This window comes from Pseudomonas tohonis (genome assembly GCF_012767755.2).
Classification (GTDB): domain Bacteria; phylum Pseudomonadota; class Gammaproteobacteria; order Pseudomonadales; family Pseudomonadaceae; genus Metapseudomonas; species Metapseudomonas tohonis.
In genome coordinates this window covers 3,843,066-3,859,415 of the sequence record NZ_AP023189.1, presented here as the reverse complement: position 1 = coordinate 3,859,415, position 16,350 = coordinate 3,843,066, and the positions used below count along the sequence as shown (strand labels likewise).

The window sequence follows — 16,350 nt, the reverse complement described above, 5'->3', positions numbered from 1 at the left end:
CGCTGCGGTGCGTGCGCGGTAACGTGATGCATCCCCAGACCAGGCCCGAGCGTCCACATGGCCAAGCCCTTTCCCGTCAATCCCAGGCACCCCGAGCGTATCTGCTGGGGGTGTGACCGCTACTGCGCGGCGAGCGACCTGGCGTGCGGCAATGGCGCCGACCGCACCATGCACCCCGTCGAGACCTTCGGGGAGGGTTGGCACGAGCAGGGCGATTGGGGCATCGGGCCGGTGATGGGCCCGGATGTCCAGTCGGAAGAAAAGCCGCGATGAGCCGCCGGGGCACCTGCCGCGGGTGTTGCTCGGCACCCGGGTATTGCACGTGAAGGCATGACCGTCATGCAGGGGGCGCAGCATGCCTGCGCCGGGATGAAAAATGGCGTGACGATCCCATGTTCCTGGCGCTGCACCAACGCCCTTATGCTAGGCCCGGCTCCACGCCCGGCCACTGACGACTCACCCTGGAGTGCCCGATGTCCTTCGTCGACTCGATCGTTGAGCAAGTGCTTCGAATAGAACTGGGGATCCACCACAGCTGCGTGCGCCTGCTCTGTCGCACGGATGACGAGGCGCTGCATGACATGCGCATCGGCCTGCGACGGCTGCGCAGCCTGCTGCGGCCCATCCGCAACCTGGAGCCGGTGCGCGAGCTGGACGCCGCGGCAGCCGAAGTGGGGCGGCTGACCACGCCGATCCGCGATCTGGAGGTGATGATCATCGAGCTGCAGCGGCAGGGTCTGCCCGACCTGGCGCAACCACGTCGCCAGCGCCTGGAGCAGGGCTACCGGATGGTCGAGGACAGCCCCACCGTGCGCCGGTTGATGGCCTGCCTGGACGACTGGCCGGAGTCCTTCCGCGATGCCCAGCGGGCAGGCGAGTTGCGAGCGCTGCGCGACTTCATCCGCAAGCGCCTGAAGAAGCAGCGCGACCTGCTGGTCGCCGCCCTGCAGGACCCTGCCTACGACCGTCACGCACTGCGCATCCTCATCAAGCGGATGCGCTACGCCCACGAGGCCTACCCGAGCCTGTCGCCGATCTCGCCCAAGGCCGCGGCCTCTCTCAAGGCCGTGCAAGGCGCCCTGGGGGATTGGCACGACCACTTCCAGTGGTGCCTGAAGGTCGACGCCGAACGCGACCTCGAACCCTTGCGCCGCCCCTGGGAGATCGCCATGGACGCGTCCCTCAAGGCGGCGGAGGCGGAGCTGCAGAACCTGCTGGAGCGATTGCAGGCGCAATGACCGGGGCGTTCGGCGGGCGCGGGACAGTCTTCAGGAATCTTCCGTGGGTTCGGCGGGTCAGTTGCTAGCGGCACCCGCCGCAGTACCCCTGAAACCCCAGTGATGTTGGCCTCAGCCGGGCTGTCGAGCGCTGATTCCTGAACGAGGAATTTCCCATGCCAGGCCATTGCCACCGAACCCTGCTGCTCACCTTTTCCCTGGCCTCGCCCCTGGCCGCCGATGCGCTGGACCTGCGGGTCAGCACCTTCGCCGACGAGGACGATGGCCAGTGCACGCCCGCCCACTGCTCGCTGCGCGAGGCCGTCTCGGCCGCCAACGCCGCGCCGGGTGAAAGCGTCATTCGCCTGGAGTCCGGCAACTACCTGTTGCAGAAGGCCAACCCCGACCCGGGTCTGAACTGGCCGGTGGAGGAGGATGCCAACGCCATCGGCGACTTCGATGTCCATGGCCGGGTGAGCCTGATCGGCAAGGGCGTGGGCGTGACCCGTCTCGACGGGCAGGGCCTGGACCGGCTGTTCCATGTGCACGCCGGCGCGCAGGTGAAGCTGCGCGGGCTGACCCTCACCGGCGGCCGCCAGATCTACGACGGGGGCGCCGTGCTCAACCGGGGCCAGCTGCACCTGTACCAGGTGGAACTGGTCGGCAATCGCGTCGCCGTCTACATGCCCTATCCCGCTGCGCTGGCCGGCAACGGCGGGGCCATCGCCAACTTCGGCGTGCTCGAGGTGCAGCGCACGACCTTCCGCGACAACCGCAACGCGGGCGAGGAGGCCCAGGGCGCGGGCCTGGGCGGAGCGCTCTACAACGAGGGCGCGATCACCGTGCGCGACAGCCTGTTCAGCGCCAACTGGGCATCGGACTACAGCGAGATGGGCATGGGCGGCGCGCTCTACAACCAGGGCACGGCGGACATCGCCCGCACCACCTTCCAGGGCAACCAGGTGCTGCGCAGCGGCTTTGGTTCGGCCATCGCCAACGCCGGGTGGATGCGCCTGGCCAACAGCACCCTCTCCGGCAACCGCAGCATCGAGCGTGGCGCCTTCGAGAATGGCCACCCCTGGCTCACGGAGATGTCCGCGCAGTCACGCGCCGAGCTGGTCCACGTCACCATCGCCGGCAACGACGGCTGGGGGCTGACCAACCGGGGCGACGTGCTGCTGCGCAACAGCCTGATCGCCGGCAACCGCTCCAGCGAGTTCGAGGACGTACGCAACTGCCGCAACCAGCCGGGCGCCGTGGACTTGCGCGTGCGTGGCCTGCTGCTTGGCACGGACGGCGGCAACTGCGTCGCGCAAACCTACATCGCCGACGAGACGACCTTCACCCGCCACCTGTTCCCGCTGCAGGACAACAACGGCGCCCTGGTGCACCCGCTGAGGCGCAACAGCGCCGCCATCGACGCCGGTGTCGGCAACTGCGCCAGCCATGACCAGCGTGGCCTCGACCGGCCGCGTGATGGCAATGGCGACGGTGTGGTCAATTGCGACCTCGGCGCGTTCGAACGGGCCTATCCCTGAGCCCGTGGCAGAGGCGGGCGGGCCCGGCCGGTCCGCCGGGCCTGCACCCTCAGCGGTTGCGCCCCAGCGCCTCGTGGCTGCTGACCCAGTCGCCGGCCAGGATCGCCGAGGTCAGGGATACGTCCCCCGCCAGCACCACGGCCGCGATGATCTCCGCCAGCTTGTCCGCCTTGCCGGCGCCGTGGCAGCCCAGCAGCTCCAGGCATTCCCGCTGGGTCGGCAGGTTGGTGCCGCCGCCATGGGTGGCGCAGATCACCGCGGGCAGGGTCACCGACCAGTAGTAGTCGCCGTTGTCCAGCAGTTGCCCGTAGGTGATGCCGCCATGGGATTCGGCCACGTTGGCCGCGTCCTGCCCGGTGGCGATGTACATCGCCGCCAGCCCGTTGGCCGAGTGCGCGCCGCTGTACGCCGAACCGGCCTGGAAGGCGCCCACGGCGGCGATCTGCCGGTAGCGGTAGAGGTTGGCGGGCTCGACGCGCAGCAGCTCGTGGGCCACCTCGCGCTTGAGGGTGAACTCGGCGATCACCCGCTTACCCCGGGTCTGGATCATGTTCATGGCCGAGTGCTTCTTGTCGGTGTCGATGGCGCCGGAAAGGATGTAGCGCGGCTGCAACGGGTGGTTGGCCTTGATCCATTCGCAGGCCGCGTAGGTGGCCTTGCTGGTCATGTTCTGCCCGGCGGCATCGCCGGTGGTGTAGCAGAAACGGGTGTAGAGCATGTTGGCCACCGGGTACTGCTCGATCTCGCACAGCTTGCCGCTGCGGGTGGTGGTTTCGCTCGCGGCCTTGATCGCCTCGAACTCGCGCACCAGCCAGACGCCGAACTCGCGGGCCTGCAGCGCATCCTCGAAGAAGAACACGGGGGCCCGCTGCATGGAGTGCTTGACCACTGTGGTCTTCACCCCGCCGGAGGCACTGATGGCGCGCATGCCCCGGCTGTAGCTGGCCAGCAGCGTGCCTTCGGTGGTGGCCATGGGGATGTAGAAATCGCCGCGCGCGTGCTCGCCTTCTATCCGCAGCGGGCCGGCCAGCCCCAGGGGCATCTGCACCACGCCGATGAAGTTCTCGATATTGCCGCGGGTGGCGGCCGGGTCGATGGCGTACTGGCCGACCGTGTCCAGCGCGGCGCCGGTCTGCTCCTTGATGAAGTCACGACGCAGCGTGGCCTGCTCGCGGGTGTAGTCGTTCTCGGGGCTGCGGGGAATGGGGGCGCCTCTGGACATCGTGCTCTCCTGCGGGGTCGGGTGATTCAGCCTAGGCGAGAATCCGTGACCCCGAGTGTGCCCACGAGCGGCGGCGCCGACATGACCGACCACGCCAATCGGATGATCCAACGCGTCAATCGATGGATGTTCAGCGAGGCAATACCTTCGCCAGCACCACGCACGCCACCAGCAGGCCCAGCACCACCCAGCGCAAGCCGCTGGGTGGCAGGAACCCGAACAGGCGCAGCGTGCGCGCCGTGAAGATGTGCCAGCACTCGGGGCAGCGCACCTGCATCCGCGAGGCGAATGCGCTCTGGCTGACGCCCACGCCGCTGGAAACCAGCGCCTTGCGCGCCGGGAAGAGTGCCGAGCACCGGGGGCAGCTTTCCAGTTCCTTCATCGTTCCTCTCCATTCCCGTGCCGCGTGGGCTGGCCCGAACATACCGCGTTGCGAGGGACGGCGATGCATCGCCGGCCCGGCATTGCGACGCCCCGCACATTCGTTTCCCTCGGTGAGCACGGTTTTTCCGATGCGCGTAAACATGAGTGAAACTTGAGTTCATGAAGAATTAATTGAGTTTGTCTCATGTTTGCCGGGCGCCGAGAATTCCCCCATACATTTTCGATGGAGGAACACCCATGGCCTTGGCACACACGCTTGGCTTCCCACGGATCGGTCGTGACCGCGAGCTGAAGAAAGCCCAGGAAGCCTTCTGGAAGGGCGAACTGGATGAGGCCGGCCTGCGCGCCGTTGGCCGCGAGCTGCGCGCGGCGCACTGGCAGCTGCAGAAGGACGCCGGCATCGCACTGCTGCCGGTGGGCGACTTCGCCTGGTACGACCAGGTGCTGACCCACTCGCTGACCTTCGGCGTGATTCCCGAGCGTTTCCGTCACGGCAACGCCAAGCCCACCCTGCAGACCCTGTTCGCCATGGCGCGTGGGTCCGTGGCGACCGGCCATGGCGACAGCTGCTGCGGTGGCGCCCATGCGCAGGAGATGACCAAGTGGTTCGACACCAACTACCACTACCTGGTACCCGAGTTCGCCGCCGACCAGCAGTTCGAGCTGAGCTGGGAGCAGCTGTTCGAGGAAGTGGACGAAGCCCGGGCGCTGGGCCACGAGGTCAAGCCCGTGGTGATCGGCCCGCTGAGCTACCTGTGGCTGGGCAAGGCCAAGGGCGGTGATTTCGACAGGCTGGAACTGGTCGAGCGCCTGTTGCCGCTGTACGGCCAGATCTTCCAGCGTCTTGCCGCCAAGGGCGTGGAGTGGGTGCAGATCGACGAGCCGATCCTGGTGCTGGACCTGCCCCAGGATTGGAAGAACGCCTTCGAGCGCGTCTACAACCTGCTGCAGCGCGAGCCGTTGAAGAAGCTGGTCGCCACCTACTTCGGCGGCCTGGAAGACAACCTCGGCCTGGCCGCCGGCCTGCCGGTGGATGGCCTGCACATCGACCTGGTGCGCGCTCCCGAGCAGTACCCGACCATCCTCGACCGCCTGCCGGCGTACAAGGTCCTCTCCCTGGGCGTGGTCAACGGCCGCAACGTCTGGCGCTGTGACCTGGAGAGGGCCCTGGAGGTGCTGCAGCACGCCCACGAGCGCCTGGGCGATCGTCTCTGGGTCGCGCCGTCCTGCTCGCTGCTGCACAGCCCGGTGGACCTGGAGCGTGAAGACAAGCTGGATGCCGAGCTGAAGAGCTGGCTGGCCTTCGCCGTGCAGAAGTGCGGTGAGGTGGCCGTGCTGGCCCGTGCCCTGGATGAGCCGGAAGCGCCCGAGGTGCTCGCCGCCCGCGAAGCCAGCCGCCTGGTGCAGGCCAGCCGCGCCGCCTCGCCGCGCATCCACAAGCCCGCCGTGCAGGCCCGCGTCGCCGCCCTGCGTCCGGAAGACGCCCGGCGTGCCTCGCGCTTTGCCAAGCGCATCGCCCAGCAGCGCACGCTGCTGGATCTGCCGGCCTTCCCGACCACCACCATCGGCTCCTTCCCGCAGACCTCCGCCATCCGCCTTGCACGGCAGTCGTACAAGCAAGGCAAGCTGTCCCCGGCCGAGTACACCGAGGCGATGCACAGCGAAATCCGCCACGCGGTGGACGTGCAGGAGAAGCTGGGGCTGGACGTGCTGGTGCACGGCGAGGCCGAGCGCAACGACATGGTCGAGTACTTCGCCGAGCAGCTGGACGGCTACGCCTTCACCCGCTTCGGCTGGGTGCAGAGCTACGGTTCCCGCTGCGTGAAGCCGGCGGTGATTGTCGGCGACCTCAGCCGTCCGAAGCCCATGACCGTGGAGTGGATCCGCTACGCCCAGGGCCTGACGCAGAAGGTCATGAAGGGCATGCTGACCGGCCCGGTGACCATGCTGATGTGGTCCTTCCCCCGCGAGGATGTGAGCCGCGAGGTGCAGGCCCGCCAACTGGCCCTGGCGATCCGCGACGAAGTGGTCGACCTGGAGGCCGCCGGCATCAAGGTGGTGCAGATCGACGAAGCCGCTTTCCGCGAGGGCCTGCCGCTGCGCAAGGCGCAGTGGCAGCCCTACCTGGACTGGGCGACCGAGGCCTTCCGCCTCACCGCCAGCGGCGTGCGCGACGAGACGCAGATCCACACCCACATGTGCTATAGCGAGTTCAACGACGTGATCGAATCCATCGCCGCCATGGATGCGGACGTGATCACCATCGAGACCTCGCGCTCGGACATGGAACTGCTGGAGGCCTTCGAGGCATTCGCCTACCCGAACGAGATCGGCCCGGGCGTCTACGACATCCACTCGCCGCGCGTGCCCACCACGGACGAGATCATCCAGCTGCTGCGCAAGGCCGCCCGGCGCGTGCCGGTCGAGCGGCTCTGGGTCAACCCGGACTGCGGCCTCAAGACCCGCGCCTGGCCGGAGACCGAAGCGGCCCTGGTCAACATGGTGGCGGCGGCACGGCAACTGCGCCGCGAGCTGGCCTGAGCCCAGGCGCGCAGCCAACCAACGGGACGCCATGCGTCCCGTTTTGCGTTGCACGGTGCACCCGGGGCCCAACGGTGCCCTGTGAGGCGCGAGGCTGGTTCTTGCTTAGGGTGGAGGTCGCTTTTTACCTCCACCCCTCGGTGCCGGGTGGCGCTCCGATGGTGGAGGGGCGGCGCGTCAACCACCCTGCAACCGCCGCCACACCGAGCGGCTGTCACGCGCTTTCCGAGGGTTGGTCTGTACCACCCGGAATCGGCATTGCGTACTGGCACGGCGATGTCAGGCGCCGCTCTATCCTGGGCTTTTCCAATCGGTCGAGCCTGTCAAGCGAAAGCTGGCCTAGACCAAGAACATGGTCTGTAAACGTGATCGGGTTGGCATGAATCGCCGTTGCAAGACGTGTTGAAACCAAAGCGTCTTTTTCCATTACTAGCGTCGCCTGTGTTCGAACATCTCGCTGCCAGCGTCATGGAAGCGCTCAGCAGCCTTTTGCCACTCATACGACCTGGTGAGTTCCCCGATGATTTCGAAAAGCAGAAGAAGCTTCATCCAGCTGGCGGCCGGCACGGTCGGTGCCACCGTCGCCAGCAGCCTGCTGCCGGCCAGCATCCAGGCGGCGCTGGCGATCCCCGCGCACCGCCGCCACGGCAACCTCAAGGACATCGAGCACGTGGTGATCCTGATGCAGGAGAACCGTTCGTTCGACCATTACTTCGGCACGCTCAAGGGCGTGCGCGGCTTCGGCGACCGCATGGCGATCCCGCTGCCCGACGGCCAGCGCGTGTGGCACCAGAAGGGCAGCAAGGGCGAGGTCCTGCCGTACCACTTTGACACCCTCACCACCAGCGCCCAGCGCGTGGACGGCACCCCGCACACCTGGCCCGACGCCCAGCAGGCCTGGAACGAGGGGCGCATGGACAAGTGGCTGCCGGCCAAGACCGAGCGCTCCCTGGGCTACTACAAGGAGCAGGACATCGCCTTCCAGTTCGCCCTGGCCAATGCCTTCACCGTCTGCGATGCCTACCACTGCTCGTTCCAGGGCGGCACCAACCCCAACCGCCTGTTCCTCTGGACCGGCACCAACGACCCGCTCGGCCAGCACGGCGGCCCGGTGACCACCAACGACCACGACAGCGAAGGCCCGGTGGAAGAGGGCTACACCTGGACCACCTACCCGGAACGGCTGCAGGCCGCCGGCATCAGCTGGCGCGTGTACCAGGACATGGCGGACAACTTCTCCGACAACCCGCTGATCGGCTTCCGCCAGTACCGCGCGGCCGGGCCGGACTCGCCGCTGATCGTCAACGGCCTGAGCACCTGGAAGCTGGATGCGCTGAAGCGCGACGTGCTGGCCAATACGCTGCCGCAGGTGTCGTGGATCGTGGCGCCGGCCAAATATTCCGAGCACCCCGGCCCGTCGAGCCCGATCTGGGGCGCCGAGTACACCGCCTGGGTGCTGGACGCGCTGACCGCCAACCCCGAGGTGTGGAGCAAGACCGCGCTGCTGGTGATGTTCGACGAGAACGACGGCTTCTTCGACCACATGGCACCCCCTGCCGCGCCGAGCCTGAACGCCGACGGCACGCTGCACGGCAAGACCACCGCCGACGCCACCCTCGAATGGCACACCCTGGGCGACACCCGCTACCGCAACCAGCCCTATGGCCTTGGCCCGCGCGTGCCCATGTACGTGATCTCGCCGTGGAGCAAGGGCGGCTGGGTCAACTCCCAGGTGTTCGACCACACCTCGGTGATCCGCCTGCTCGAACAGCGCTTCGGCGTCATGGAGCCCAACATCAGCCCCTGGCGCCGCGCCGTGTGTGGCGACCTGACCTCGGCCTTCGATTTCGCCCATCCCAACGGGTCGTTCCCGGGGCTGCCGGACACCAGCCAGGCCGACGCCATCGTCGCCAGCCAGATCAAGCTGCCAAAACCCAGGCCGCCGGCGGTGGCTGCCATGCCCGTCCAGGAGATGGGCATCCGCCGCGCCCGGGCGCTGCCCTACGAACTGGGCGTGCACGCGCGCTATCGCAGTGGCGAGGCGGCGCTGAGCCTGACCTTCGCCAACACCGGCAAGGCCGGTGCGGTGTTCCAGGTGTTCAACCTGCTGGACAACGTCAGCGCCCCGAAGCGCTACACGGTGGGCGCGCACCGACGCCTGCACGACAGCTTCCCGGGCGACGCCAGCGGCGACTACCACCTGGAAGTGCACGGCCCGAACGGCTTCCTGCGGGTGTTCCGCGGCAACCTGCGGCGCGACGCCTCGGACCGCAAGGCGCCGCTGCCGGAAGTGCGCGTCGACTACCAGCCCACGCTCGGCAGGCTGCAGGTGCAACTGATCAACCGTGGCCGCCAGCCGCTGAAGCTGACCCTCAAGGACAACCTCTACTTCCGGGGCGAAAGCCAGACCCTCACCGTCCCGCCGGGCCAGCGCAGGGAAGTGCGTTTCTCGCTGCGCAGCAGCGGCAACTGGTACGACTTCAGCGTCCGCGCGCAAGGCGTGGAAGGCTTCCTGCGCCGCTTCAGCGGGCGCATGGAAGACGGCCGCGCGGGCTTCAGTGATCCGGGCATGGGGCTGGGATCGTTGACCTTCTGAGGGGGAGGCCTGGCCCGCGTTGGCGGGCCAGGTCGGGGAGGGCGGGACTCTGAAAATCGCTCCGGCCTGGTTCCCGGACTGATCGGCCATCCTGCGGAAAGACTCGGGTGACGATAGCGAGATGGTGTTCGCAGCTCAGCGGCGCGTGGGCGATTTCTGCCGTGCCATCTTTCTGCGCCTCCACCGACAGGCGTTTCAGTGGTCGTCCTGTACTCGAGGGTTCGTGCCGTTGGGTGTGCCGTGCGCACCTCCGCTCGGTGCTTCCGGTGAGCCCTGGGCTAGGGTCTATTCGGAACGGCTCTCTCCAGGCTCCGCATCGTCCACGAATGTCCACATGCTCCCATCGAATTTCAGCGTGCCGCGAACGATCCCGCTTGGGCAGCACAGCGCATCGTCGCCGCTGGGTTTCCGGCCTTCATAGCGCAATGCGCCGTTCTCCACATAGATTCGATCGACGATTTTGGGGGGCCTATTTGCGATTCGGGAGAGCTCGGGGCTGATAAAGAGCCTGTCATAGCTCCCATAGGTCACCACCGCTATCTGCGTTGCTTGCATCTGTGAGCCGCCGCTGCACCCTATGTCCAATGCATACAGCGCCACGTGGACATGCCGGTCGAGGGTGTAAGGCACGACGTTCTTGGGGTCCATCGCATAGCTGCAACCGGGGGTGCTGGCGTATCGCTCCACCAGTGACGGGATATTCTCGATCTCCTTGGCGATGTGCTGTTCCTGGAGGCGAATGTAGTCCTCTATACCTTCCTCGGTATCCCCAAGCGCCACCGACGAAAGCAGGCTCAGCAGCACAACGCAGGCCGCCTGGCGTATCCGTTCAAATCGTCTCATTCGCAATTCCTTTGCCCTGTTGGTGGATCAATCCCCTCGAACCCGCTTCAGCCAGTTCCAGAACGGATCGCTCGATTCCTCGTCGTCCATGCTCGCGGTGCTGTGGATGATTTCCTTCGCGCGCGCGGGGATGCCCAGCCCCAGCGTGCGCTCGACGTGCTCGCGGAACAGGCGTGGGGGCGGCGGGTAGTCGGCGTCTTCGTAGTCGGCGTCCTTGATCTGCTGGGGCGTCACACCGAACTGCTCCGGCCAGCAGAGTTCGTCGTAGCCGATGGCGAGCAGGCGCAGCAGGTCTTCGATGGTCTGCGTCAGCACGCACAGCATCACCGAGCCGGAGCCCGACCCCAGGTGGACGATGCGCTGCTCGCCTGCATCGTCCAGCCAGAGGCCCGCCCAGGAGCCGTCTCCGCCGGTCCTGAGGAAGATCACCAACCGCTCGTTCACCGCCGGGTCGTCGCTGTTGGTCCAGGCGCGGGTGTCGGTTGGGTCCGGTACGTGGATGGAGGTGGTGGAGATGTCGCTGAATTCGGGCTCGGGGTGCAGGGTCATGTAGCGGGCCCCGCTGCGGAGCGTGCGGACGCAGCCGTGCGCTTCCATCAGTTCGATGGCCTGGCGCAACAGGCTGGGCATCGGATTGGCGGCCGGAAAGGCGGCTGCAACCTCATCGGAGAATCTCATTTCGTCCCTGGTCTGCCCTGTGGTGGATGGCGGGGTGGATATCGGCGCAGATTACCCTGCGTGCCCCTCGGCTGGCGTTACGGGCCTCACAGTGCCGATCGAGGCGGAGCCGGCTAGAAGTCGGCAGCATTGTGCGCACGTCATCGGGGCGTGTGCTAAATGGAGAGCTACTCGCTCGTATCCGGAATCATGAAATGGCCTATTCCGCCGCCGCCCTGAGCATGCTCGACAGGTTGGGAATCCCTGTCGCGTTGGTCGTCGCCAAACGCCTGATGGAGTTCACCGAAGCGACCACGCTGGAGGTCGTGGAGGTAGGGGCGGGCGGCAGGACGCACCGCCTGGTCCCGCCGGCCGCCCAGGCGTGGTCGAGACTCAGGGCCCGTGCGGGCGCGGAGGGGGTTGAGCTGCATATCGTCTCGGCCTTCAGAAGCGTGGATTACCAGGTGTCGATCATCGAGAAGAAGCTCAAGGCCGGACAGAGCATCGAGCAGATCCTGGCCGTATCGGCGCCACCCTTCTTCAGTGAGCACCATACGGGGCTTGCGGTGGATGTCGGGACGCCGGGCTGCATGACATTGCAGCGCGAGTTCGAGGATACGCCCGCGTTCGCCTGGCTGAGCGCGCATGCGGCTTCGTTCGGCTTCCAGCTGTCGTACCCGCGCGACAATCCCAACGGCTACGACTACGAGCCCTGGCACTGGCGGTTCTCGCTGCAGGATCGACCCACGATAAGGACATCGACAGCACCATGAGCAACCCGGAACCACTCCATCGCGACGGCTATGCACTGCTGCGCCAGGCCGTGCCCGCCGAGTGGCTGGAAGAGCTGCGCGCCACCTTCGATGCCGGCGTGAAGCCCTCGGACCAATGGCCCGTGCCGCGCGGCAGGGACTGGCGCCACTCGCTGCTGGATCTTGATCCGCGGGTGCGGGCGGTGTGCCGCCTGCCGTCGCTGCTCGCGGTGGTGGGCGAGCTGATCGGCGAGCGCTACTTCCTCGCCCAGGCGGAAGGGCGCGAGCCGCTGGCAGGCGGCGGCCACCAGCAGTTGCACCGTGACCTCTCCACGTACCGCCCGGGCGACATCGCCAACGCCCTGGTCTTCCTCGACGACTACGGCCCCGGCAACGGCGCCACCCGCATCGTGCCCGCCAGCCACCGACCGGAGCCGGGCGAGCCGCCGTTCGACTTCAGCGATGAATCCCGCAGCGTGCAGCTTTCCGGTTCGGCGGGTGATGTCCTCGTGTTCGATGTCGACCTGGTGCATGCGGGCAGCCTGAACCTGCTCGGCACGCGCCGCCGCTCCCTCCTCATCGCCTACTGCGCCGAGGCGCTGCATGCGTCGCATCTGCAGACGGCGGGCCTGCGGGGGATCCGGATGGAGGGGGTGGAGTGGTTCGAGCCGCCGGCAGCGGAATCAGATCGAACCCAGGTTGACCCGTTCGGATAGCGCTTGTGCGGCCTCCTTGCGCTCCGAGTAGCGATCCACCAGCTCGGGGTGATCCCTCAGGAGCCGCGTGAACCGCACCAGCTCCTCCATCACATCGACGACGCGATCGTAGTACGCGGAGGGTTTCATGCGGCCTGCGTCGTCGAACTCCATGTAGGCCTTCGGCACCGAGGACTGGTTGGGGATGGTGAACATGCGCATCCAGCGACCCAGGATGCGCAGCTGGTTGACGGCATTGAACGACTGCGAGCCGCCGCAGACCTGCATCACCGCCAGCGTCTTGCCCTGTGTGGGCCGAATGGCACCCAGGGCCAGGGGAACCCAATCGATCTGGGCCTTGAACACGGCCGATACCGCGCCGTGACGCTCAGGCGAACACCACACCTGGCCCTCCGACCAGAGGATCAGGTCACGCAGCTCCTGGACCTTGGGGTGCTCCACCGGCGCATCGTCCGGCAGCGGCAGGCCGGAGGGATTGAACAGGCGGGTCTCCGCGCCGAAGTGTTCCAGCAGTCGCGCCGCTTCCTCCGTCAGCAGGCGGCTGAAGGAGCGCTCCCTCGTCGAGCCGTAGAGCAGCAGGATGCGCGGCTTGTGCTGGCTGGCTGCATGGGCTGCCGGTGTTGCGTCGAACAGGGTCGGGTCGAGATTCGGTAGGGGGTCTGTCATCGCTCGTGCTCGCTTATAGGGTGCCGATCCTGTCCAGTTCACGCTTGAGCGCCTCGCGCCCCAGTTGCCCGAAGGGCAAGGCGAAGAAGGCGCGGCAGCGCACGTCGATGCGTGCCAGCGTGGCGTGGAAGGCCGCCTCCACGTGCTCTTCGTCACCTTGAACCTCGGACGGGTCTTCCAGGCCCCAATGGGTTTTCAGCGCCGGGCCGAAGTACACCGGGCAGGCTTCGCCCGCCGCCTTGTCGCAGACGGTGATGACGATGTCCGGCGGGTCGTTCTCGAAGGCATCGTTGCCCTTGCTGCTCAGCCCGTCGATGGCGATGCCGGCCTGCTGCAGGGTCGTGAGGCTGCGTGGCAGCACCTGGCCCCTGGGGAAGCTCCCGGCGCTGACGGCTTCGAAACCCTCGGGCGCCAGGTGGTTGAACAGGGCTTCGGAAAGGATGCTGCGGCAGCTGTTGGCCGTGCACATGAAGAGGACTCGCATGCTGTGCTCCGTTCGGTCAGATGGCCAGGCGCAGGGCCAGGGCCGAGAGAGTGATCAACAGGACCGGCAAGGTCAGCAGGATGCCGACCTTGAAGTAGTACCCCCAGGTGATGCGGATGCCCTTGCGCTCCAGTACGTGCAGCCAGAGCAGGGTGGCCAGGCTGCCGATGGGGGTGATCTTCGGGCCCAGGTCGCAGCCGATGACGTTCGCGTAGATCATCGCCTCGCGCACGATGCCGCTGGCTTCGCTGGCCTGGATGGAGAGGGCGCCGATCAGCACGCTGGGCATGTTGTTCATGACCGATGACAGGGCCGCCGACAGCAATCCGGTACCCAGGGCCGCGGCCCATGGGCCCTGCTCGGCGAGGCGGTTCAGTACCTGGGTGAGGGCGTCGGTCAGGCCGGCGTTCTTCAGGCCGTAGACCACCAGGTACATGCCCAGCGAGAAGACCACGACCTGCCAGGGGGCTTCCCGCAGCACCCGGCGCGTGGAAATGACATGTCCCCTGGCCGCCACGGCGAAGAGGATGGCCGCGCAGATGGCCGCTACCACGCTGATGGGGATGCCCAGTGGCTCCAGCGCGAACAGGCCGACCAGCAGCAACAGCAGCACCCACCAGCCGACGATGAAGGTCGGACGGTCGCGGATCGCCTCGACGGGTGCGCGCAGGGCCTCGGGGACGAAGCGTCCCGGGATGTCTCGACGGTAGAACAGGTAGAGGACCAGCAATGTCGCCGCGACGCTGACCAGGTTGACCGGCACCATCACCGAGGCGTACTCGGCGAAACCCAGGTCGAAGTAGTCCGCCGAGACGATGTTCACCAGGTTCGACACCACCAGTGGGAGGCTGGCGGTATCGGCGATGAACCCGGCCGCCATGACGAAGGCCAGTGTCGTCGCGGCGGAGAAGCGCAGCGCCAGCAGCATCGATATGACGATGGGGGTGAGGATCAGCGCGGCCCCGTCGTTGGCGAACAGCGCGGATACGGCGGCGCCCAGCAATACGCAGAAAGCGAACAGGCGGTGGCCGCTGCCTCCCGCCCAGCGGGCCACGTGCAGCGCGGCCCACTCGAAGAAGCCGGCCTCGTCGAGCAACAGGCTGATGATGATGACGGCGATGAAGGTCGCGGTGGCGTTCCAGACGATGGCCCAGACGGTGGGAATGTCCTGCAGCGATACCGCCCCGACGACGAGCGCGAGGAGGGCGCCCAGCGCAGCGCTCCAGCCAACGCCGAGGCCCCTGGGTTGCCAGATGACCAGGACCAGGGTGAGAAGGAAAACGGCAGCGGCAATCAGCATGGCGGGCTCTTCGGGCAGGGATCAGCAGCAGCGGACAGGGCGTCCATCCATATTGCAAAGGCGGGCGGTGTTGGTGCCCAGCCAGTCGGCACTGGCTTTCAGGGTGGTCTCGAGAACCTCGGCGGCCCAGGCGGGCAGCTCCGGGTTGAGCCGGTAGTAGACCCATTGCCCCTGGCGGCGGTCGAGCAACAGGCCGGTGCTACGCAGCAGTGCCAGGTGACGGGATACCTTGGGCTGGCTTTCGTCCAGCGCGCACATCAGCTCGCAGACGCACAGCTCTCCGTGTTCGACGATCAGCAATGTGGCGCGCGCGCGGGTTTCGTCGGCCAGGCACTTGAACAGCTCGGGCGGGGTCAGCACGGCAGCTTCCTGTTACATATGGATTTGTGAATATACGGAAATCCATATGTATTGGAAACCCCGGCTTCATGGGCATCGCCAGGTGAACCCAGCGATGGCCATCCGGTCGCGGCGCGCCGCGATCACTCCTTGCGCTTGCGGATGGCTCTGCGCGGGCGGGGTTGCTCGGCCTGCACGTGCAGGTAGGACAGCACGCTCTCGGTGAGCTCGGCGGCGAGTTTCACCGCCTCCTTGTTGCGGGTCATGACGGCGGCGACGAGGCTTTCGATCAGGGCCAGCACCACGGTGTTGGAGCTGATCAGCACCGGGTGATCGGCGGGCGCGAAGAGCACCTGCTCGGCCAGTCGTACCAGGGGGGAGGCCGGTGAGTCGGTGATGGCCAGTACCCGCGCTCCTCGCTCGTTGGCGAAGCGCGCGAGGTGGATGGTGTCCAGCGAATAGCGCGGCAACGAGATGGCCAGCAGCACGTCGTGCTCGGTGATCGCCGCGAGGCGGTAGGCCGCATTTTCGTTGCCGCCTTCCATGCTGATGGCCACCGCGTCGGCGCAATAGGGCATCAGGTTCGCCGCGGCCAGGCCGGCCATGTAGGCGCTGTTGCCGAACCCGAGGATGTAGATGCGACGGGCCTGGGTCAGGCAGTCGACGAAGGCCTCGAAGGTGCTGGGGCTGTTGCTGCTCGCCGCCGATCCCAGGTTGCCGCTGGCGACCTGGATCTGCTCGTGCAGGCCGAAGGCACCGTCCGGGCGCTGTGCCAGCTCGTTGCGCAACTTGTCCACGGGGGAAACCAGGTCCTGCAGCGTGCTCACCAGGGCGGCCTTCAGGGCGGTGAAGCCGGGCAGCTTGAGTGCGCGGGCCAGGCGATTGACTGCTGCCGCCGAGGTCGAGGTTTCCTGCGCCAGCTCCTCGATGGTCAGCGTCGCCGCCTTGAGCGGGTGGCGAAGGATGAAGTCCGCCACCTTGCGCAGCGACGGCTGCAGGTCCGGCGAGGCCGATGCCAGTTTTCGCATCATCGGCGAGGTGTAGACAGTCAGATCGTTCGGAGCTGGAGTCATGGCGGTCGCTGAATTCGGTCTG

The 16,350-nt window shown here is 67.0% G+C and carries 16 protein-coding genes; 7 read left to right on the top strand and 9 right to left on the bottom strand.

Annotated elements, in window-relative coordinates; translation table 11 throughout:
* Positions 1-57 precede the first annotated feature (57 nt).
* The 3 genes from HSX14_RS17430 to HSX14_RS17420 all read left to right on the top strand — a co-directional run bounded on the left by HSX14_RS17430 (position 58) and on the right by HSX14_RS17420 (position 2,755).
* A complete protein-coding gene (locus tag HSX14_RS17430; RefSeq protein WP_173179544.1) occupies positions 58-273 on the top strand; it encodes a DUF3079 domain-containing protein in 216 nt (71 codons plus the stop codon).
* 200 nt (positions 274-473) lie between these two features.
* Positions 474-1,238: a CHAD domain-containing protein gene (locus HSX14_RS17425; RefSeq protein ID WP_173179546.1), complete on the top strand. Its 765-nt coding sequence runs from the start codon at positions 474-476 to the stop codon at positions 1,236-1,238.
* Positions 1,239-1,393: 155 nt separating this feature from the next.
* Positions 1,394-2,755 (top strand): CSLREA domain-containing protein, encoded by a 1,362-nt coding sequence (locus tag HSX14_RS17420; RefSeq protein ID WP_173179547.1) that lies wholly within the window; start codon positions 1,394-1,396, stop codon positions 2,753-2,755.
* 49 nt (positions 2,756-2,804) lie between these two features.
* Here the strand turns inward: HSX14_RS17420 and HSX14_RS17415 are convergent, their stop codons facing one another.
* A complete protein-coding gene (locus HSX14_RS17415) occupies positions 2,805-3,977 on the bottom strand; it encodes a hydroxymethylglutaryl-CoA reductase (protein ID WP_173179549.1) in 1,173 nt (390 codons plus the stop codon).
* A 130-nt stretch (positions 3,978-4,107) separates the two neighbouring features.
* The gene (locus HSX14_RS17410; protein ID WP_173179551.1) at positions 4,108-4,359 is read right to left on the bottom strand and encodes a hypothetical protein; all 252 of its coding nucleotides are present in this window, start codon (positions 4,357-4,359) and stop codon (positions 4,108-4,110) included.
* Positions 4,360-4,598: 239 nt separating this feature from the next.
* Here HSX14_RS17410 and metE point away from each other — a divergent pair, with 239 nt between their 5' ends.
* Together metE and HSX14_RS17400 are read left to right on the top strand one after the other, a co-directional pair.
* Complete coding sequence (metE, locus tag HSX14_RS17405) at positions 4,599-6,902, top strand: 5-methyltetrahydropteroyltriglutamate--homocysteine S-methyltransferase (protein ID WP_173179553.1); 2,304 nt, start codon at positions 4,599-4,601, stop codon at positions 6,900-6,902.
* A 520-nt stretch (positions 6,903-7,422) separates the two neighbouring features.
* The gene (locus HSX14_RS17400) at positions 7,423-9,498 is read left to right on the top strand and encodes a phosphocholine-specific phospholipase C (protein WP_173179555.1); all 2,076 of its coding nucleotides are present in this window, start codon (positions 7,423-7,425) and stop codon (positions 9,496-9,498) included.
* Positions 9,499-9,783: 285 nt separating this feature from the next.
* On the opposite strand, the gene HSX14_RS17395 is transcribed toward HSX14_RS17400, so the two are convergent.
* Together HSX14_RS17395 and HSX14_RS17390 are read right to left on the bottom strand one after the other, a co-directional pair.
* On the bottom strand, positions 9,784-10,341 hold the full coding sequence (locus HSX14_RS17395; protein WP_173179557.1) for a hypothetical protein: 558 nt from the start codon (positions 10,339-10,341) through the stop codon (positions 9,784-9,786).
* Between the two features lie 27 nt (positions 10,342-10,368).
* A complete protein-coding gene (locus HSX14_RS17390; protein WP_173179558.1) occupies positions 10,369-11,019 on the bottom strand; it encodes an SMI1/KNR4 family protein in 651 nt (216 codons plus the stop codon).
* Between the two features lie 194 nt (positions 11,020-11,213).
* On the opposite strand from HSX14_RS17390, the gene HSX14_RS17385 reads away from it, so the two are divergent.
* Entirely contained in the window at positions 11,214-11,771 is a 558-nt protein-coding gene (locus tag HSX14_RS17385) for a M15 family metallopeptidase (protein ID WP_173179560.1), read from the top strand.
* The gene (locus HSX14_RS17380; RefSeq protein WP_173179563.1) at positions 11,768-12,466 is read left to right on the top strand and encodes a phytanoyl-CoA dioxygenase family protein; all 699 of its coding nucleotides are present in this window, start codon (positions 11,768-11,770) and stop codon (positions 12,464-12,466) included. Before HSX14_RS17385 ends, HSX14_RS17380 begins: the two co-directional genes overlap by 4 nt.
* Here the strand turns inward: HSX14_RS17380 and arsH are convergent.
* From arsH to HSX14_RS17355, 5 genes are all read right to left on the bottom strand, one after another.
* A complete protein-coding gene (gene arsH / locus HSX14_RS17375) occupies positions 12,434-13,132 on the bottom strand; it encodes an arsenical resistance protein ArsH (RefSeq protein WP_173179565.1) in 699 nt (232 codons plus the stop codon). The two genes, HSX14_RS17380 and arsH, sit on opposite strands and share 33 nt — an antisense overlap.
* 13 nt (positions 13,133-13,145) lie before the next feature.
* Entirely contained in the window at positions 13,146-13,616 is a 471-nt protein-coding gene (locus tag HSX14_RS17370; RefSeq protein WP_173179567.1) for an arsenate reductase ArsC, read from the bottom strand.
* Between the two features lie 16 nt (positions 13,617-13,632).
* Entirely contained in the window at positions 13,633-14,916 is a 1,284-nt protein-coding gene (locus tag HSX14_RS17365) for an arsenic transporter (RefSeq protein ID WP_173179569.1), read from the bottom strand.
* 21 nt (positions 14,917-14,937) lie between these two features.
* Positions 14,938-15,276 (bottom strand): metalloregulator ArsR/SmtB family transcription factor, encoded by a 339-nt coding sequence (locus HSX14_RS17360; RefSeq protein ID WP_173179571.1) that lies wholly within the window; start codon positions 15,274-15,276, stop codon positions 14,938-14,940.
* Between the two features lie 122 nt (positions 15,277-15,398).
* Positions 15,399-16,328 carry a MurR/RpiR family transcriptional regulator gene (locus HSX14_RS17355; RefSeq protein ID WP_111260261.1) on the bottom strand — a complete coding sequence of 310 codons (930 nt, stop codon included), beginning with the start codon at positions 16,326-16,328 and terminating at the stop codon, positions 15,399-15,401.
* Positions 16,329-16,350 lie beyond the last annotated feature (22 nt).

Bases quoted from the DNA above. Each gene is read 5' to 3' on its own strand.
- HSX14_RS17365 (WP_173179569.1), bottom strand. From the start codon at position 14,916: ATGCTGATTGCCGCTGCCGTTTTCCTTCTCACCCTGGTCCTGGTCATC.
- HSX14_RS17410 (WP_173179551.1), bottom strand. From the start codon at position 4,359: ATGAAGGAACTGGAAAGCTGCCCCCGGTGCTCGGCACTCTTCCCGGCG.
- HSX14_RS17430 (WP_173179544.1), top strand. From the start codon at position 58: ATGGCCAAGCCCTTTCCCGTCAATCCCAGGCACCCCGAGCGTATCTGC.
- HSX14_RS17390 (WP_173179558.1), bottom strand. From the start codon at position 11,019: ATGAGATTCTCCGATGAGGTTGCAGCCGCCTTTCCGGCCGCCAATCCG.
- arsH (WP_173179565.1), bottom strand. From the start codon at position 13,132: ATGACAGACCCCCTACCGAATCTCGACCCGACCCTGTTCGACGCAACA.
- HSX14_RS17415 (WP_173179549.1), bottom strand. From the start codon at position 3,977: ATGTCCAGAGGCGCCCCCATTCCCCGCAGCCCCGAGAACGACTACACC.
- HSX14_RS17420 (WP_173179547.1), top strand. From the start codon at position 1,394: ATGCCAGGCCATTGCCACCGAACCCTGCTGCTCACCTTTTCCCTGGCC.
- HSX14_RS17380 (WP_173179563.1), top strand. From the start codon at position 11,768: ATGAGCAACCCGGAACCACTCCATCGCGACGGCTATGCACTGCTGCGC.
- HSX14_RS17385 (WP_173179560.1), top strand. From the start codon at position 11,214: ATGGCCTATTCCGCCGCCGCCCTGAGCATGCTCGACAGGTTGGGAATC.
- HSX14_RS17355 (WP_111260261.1), bottom strand. From the start codon at position 16,328: ATGACTCCAGCTCCGAACGATCTGACTGTCTACACCTCGCCGATGATG.
- HSX14_RS17370 (WP_173179567.1), bottom strand. From the start codon at position 13,616: ATGCGAGTCCTCTTCATGTGCACGGCCAACAGCTGCCGCAGCATCCTT.
- metE (WP_173179553.1), top strand. From the start codon at position 4,599: ATGGCCTTGGCACACACGCTTGGCTTCCCACGGATCGGTCGTGACCGC.
- HSX14_RS17395 (WP_173179557.1), bottom strand. From the start codon at position 10,341: ATGAGACGATTTGAACGGATACGCCAGGCGGCCTGCGTTGTGCTGCTG.
- HSX14_RS17425 (WP_173179546.1), top strand. From the start codon at position 474: ATGTCCTTCGTCGACTCGATCGTTGAGCAAGTGCTTCGAATAGAACTG.
- HSX14_RS17400 (WP_173179555.1), top strand. From the start codon at position 7,423: ATGATTTCGAAAAGCAGAAGAAGCTTCATCCAGCTGGCGGCCGGCACG.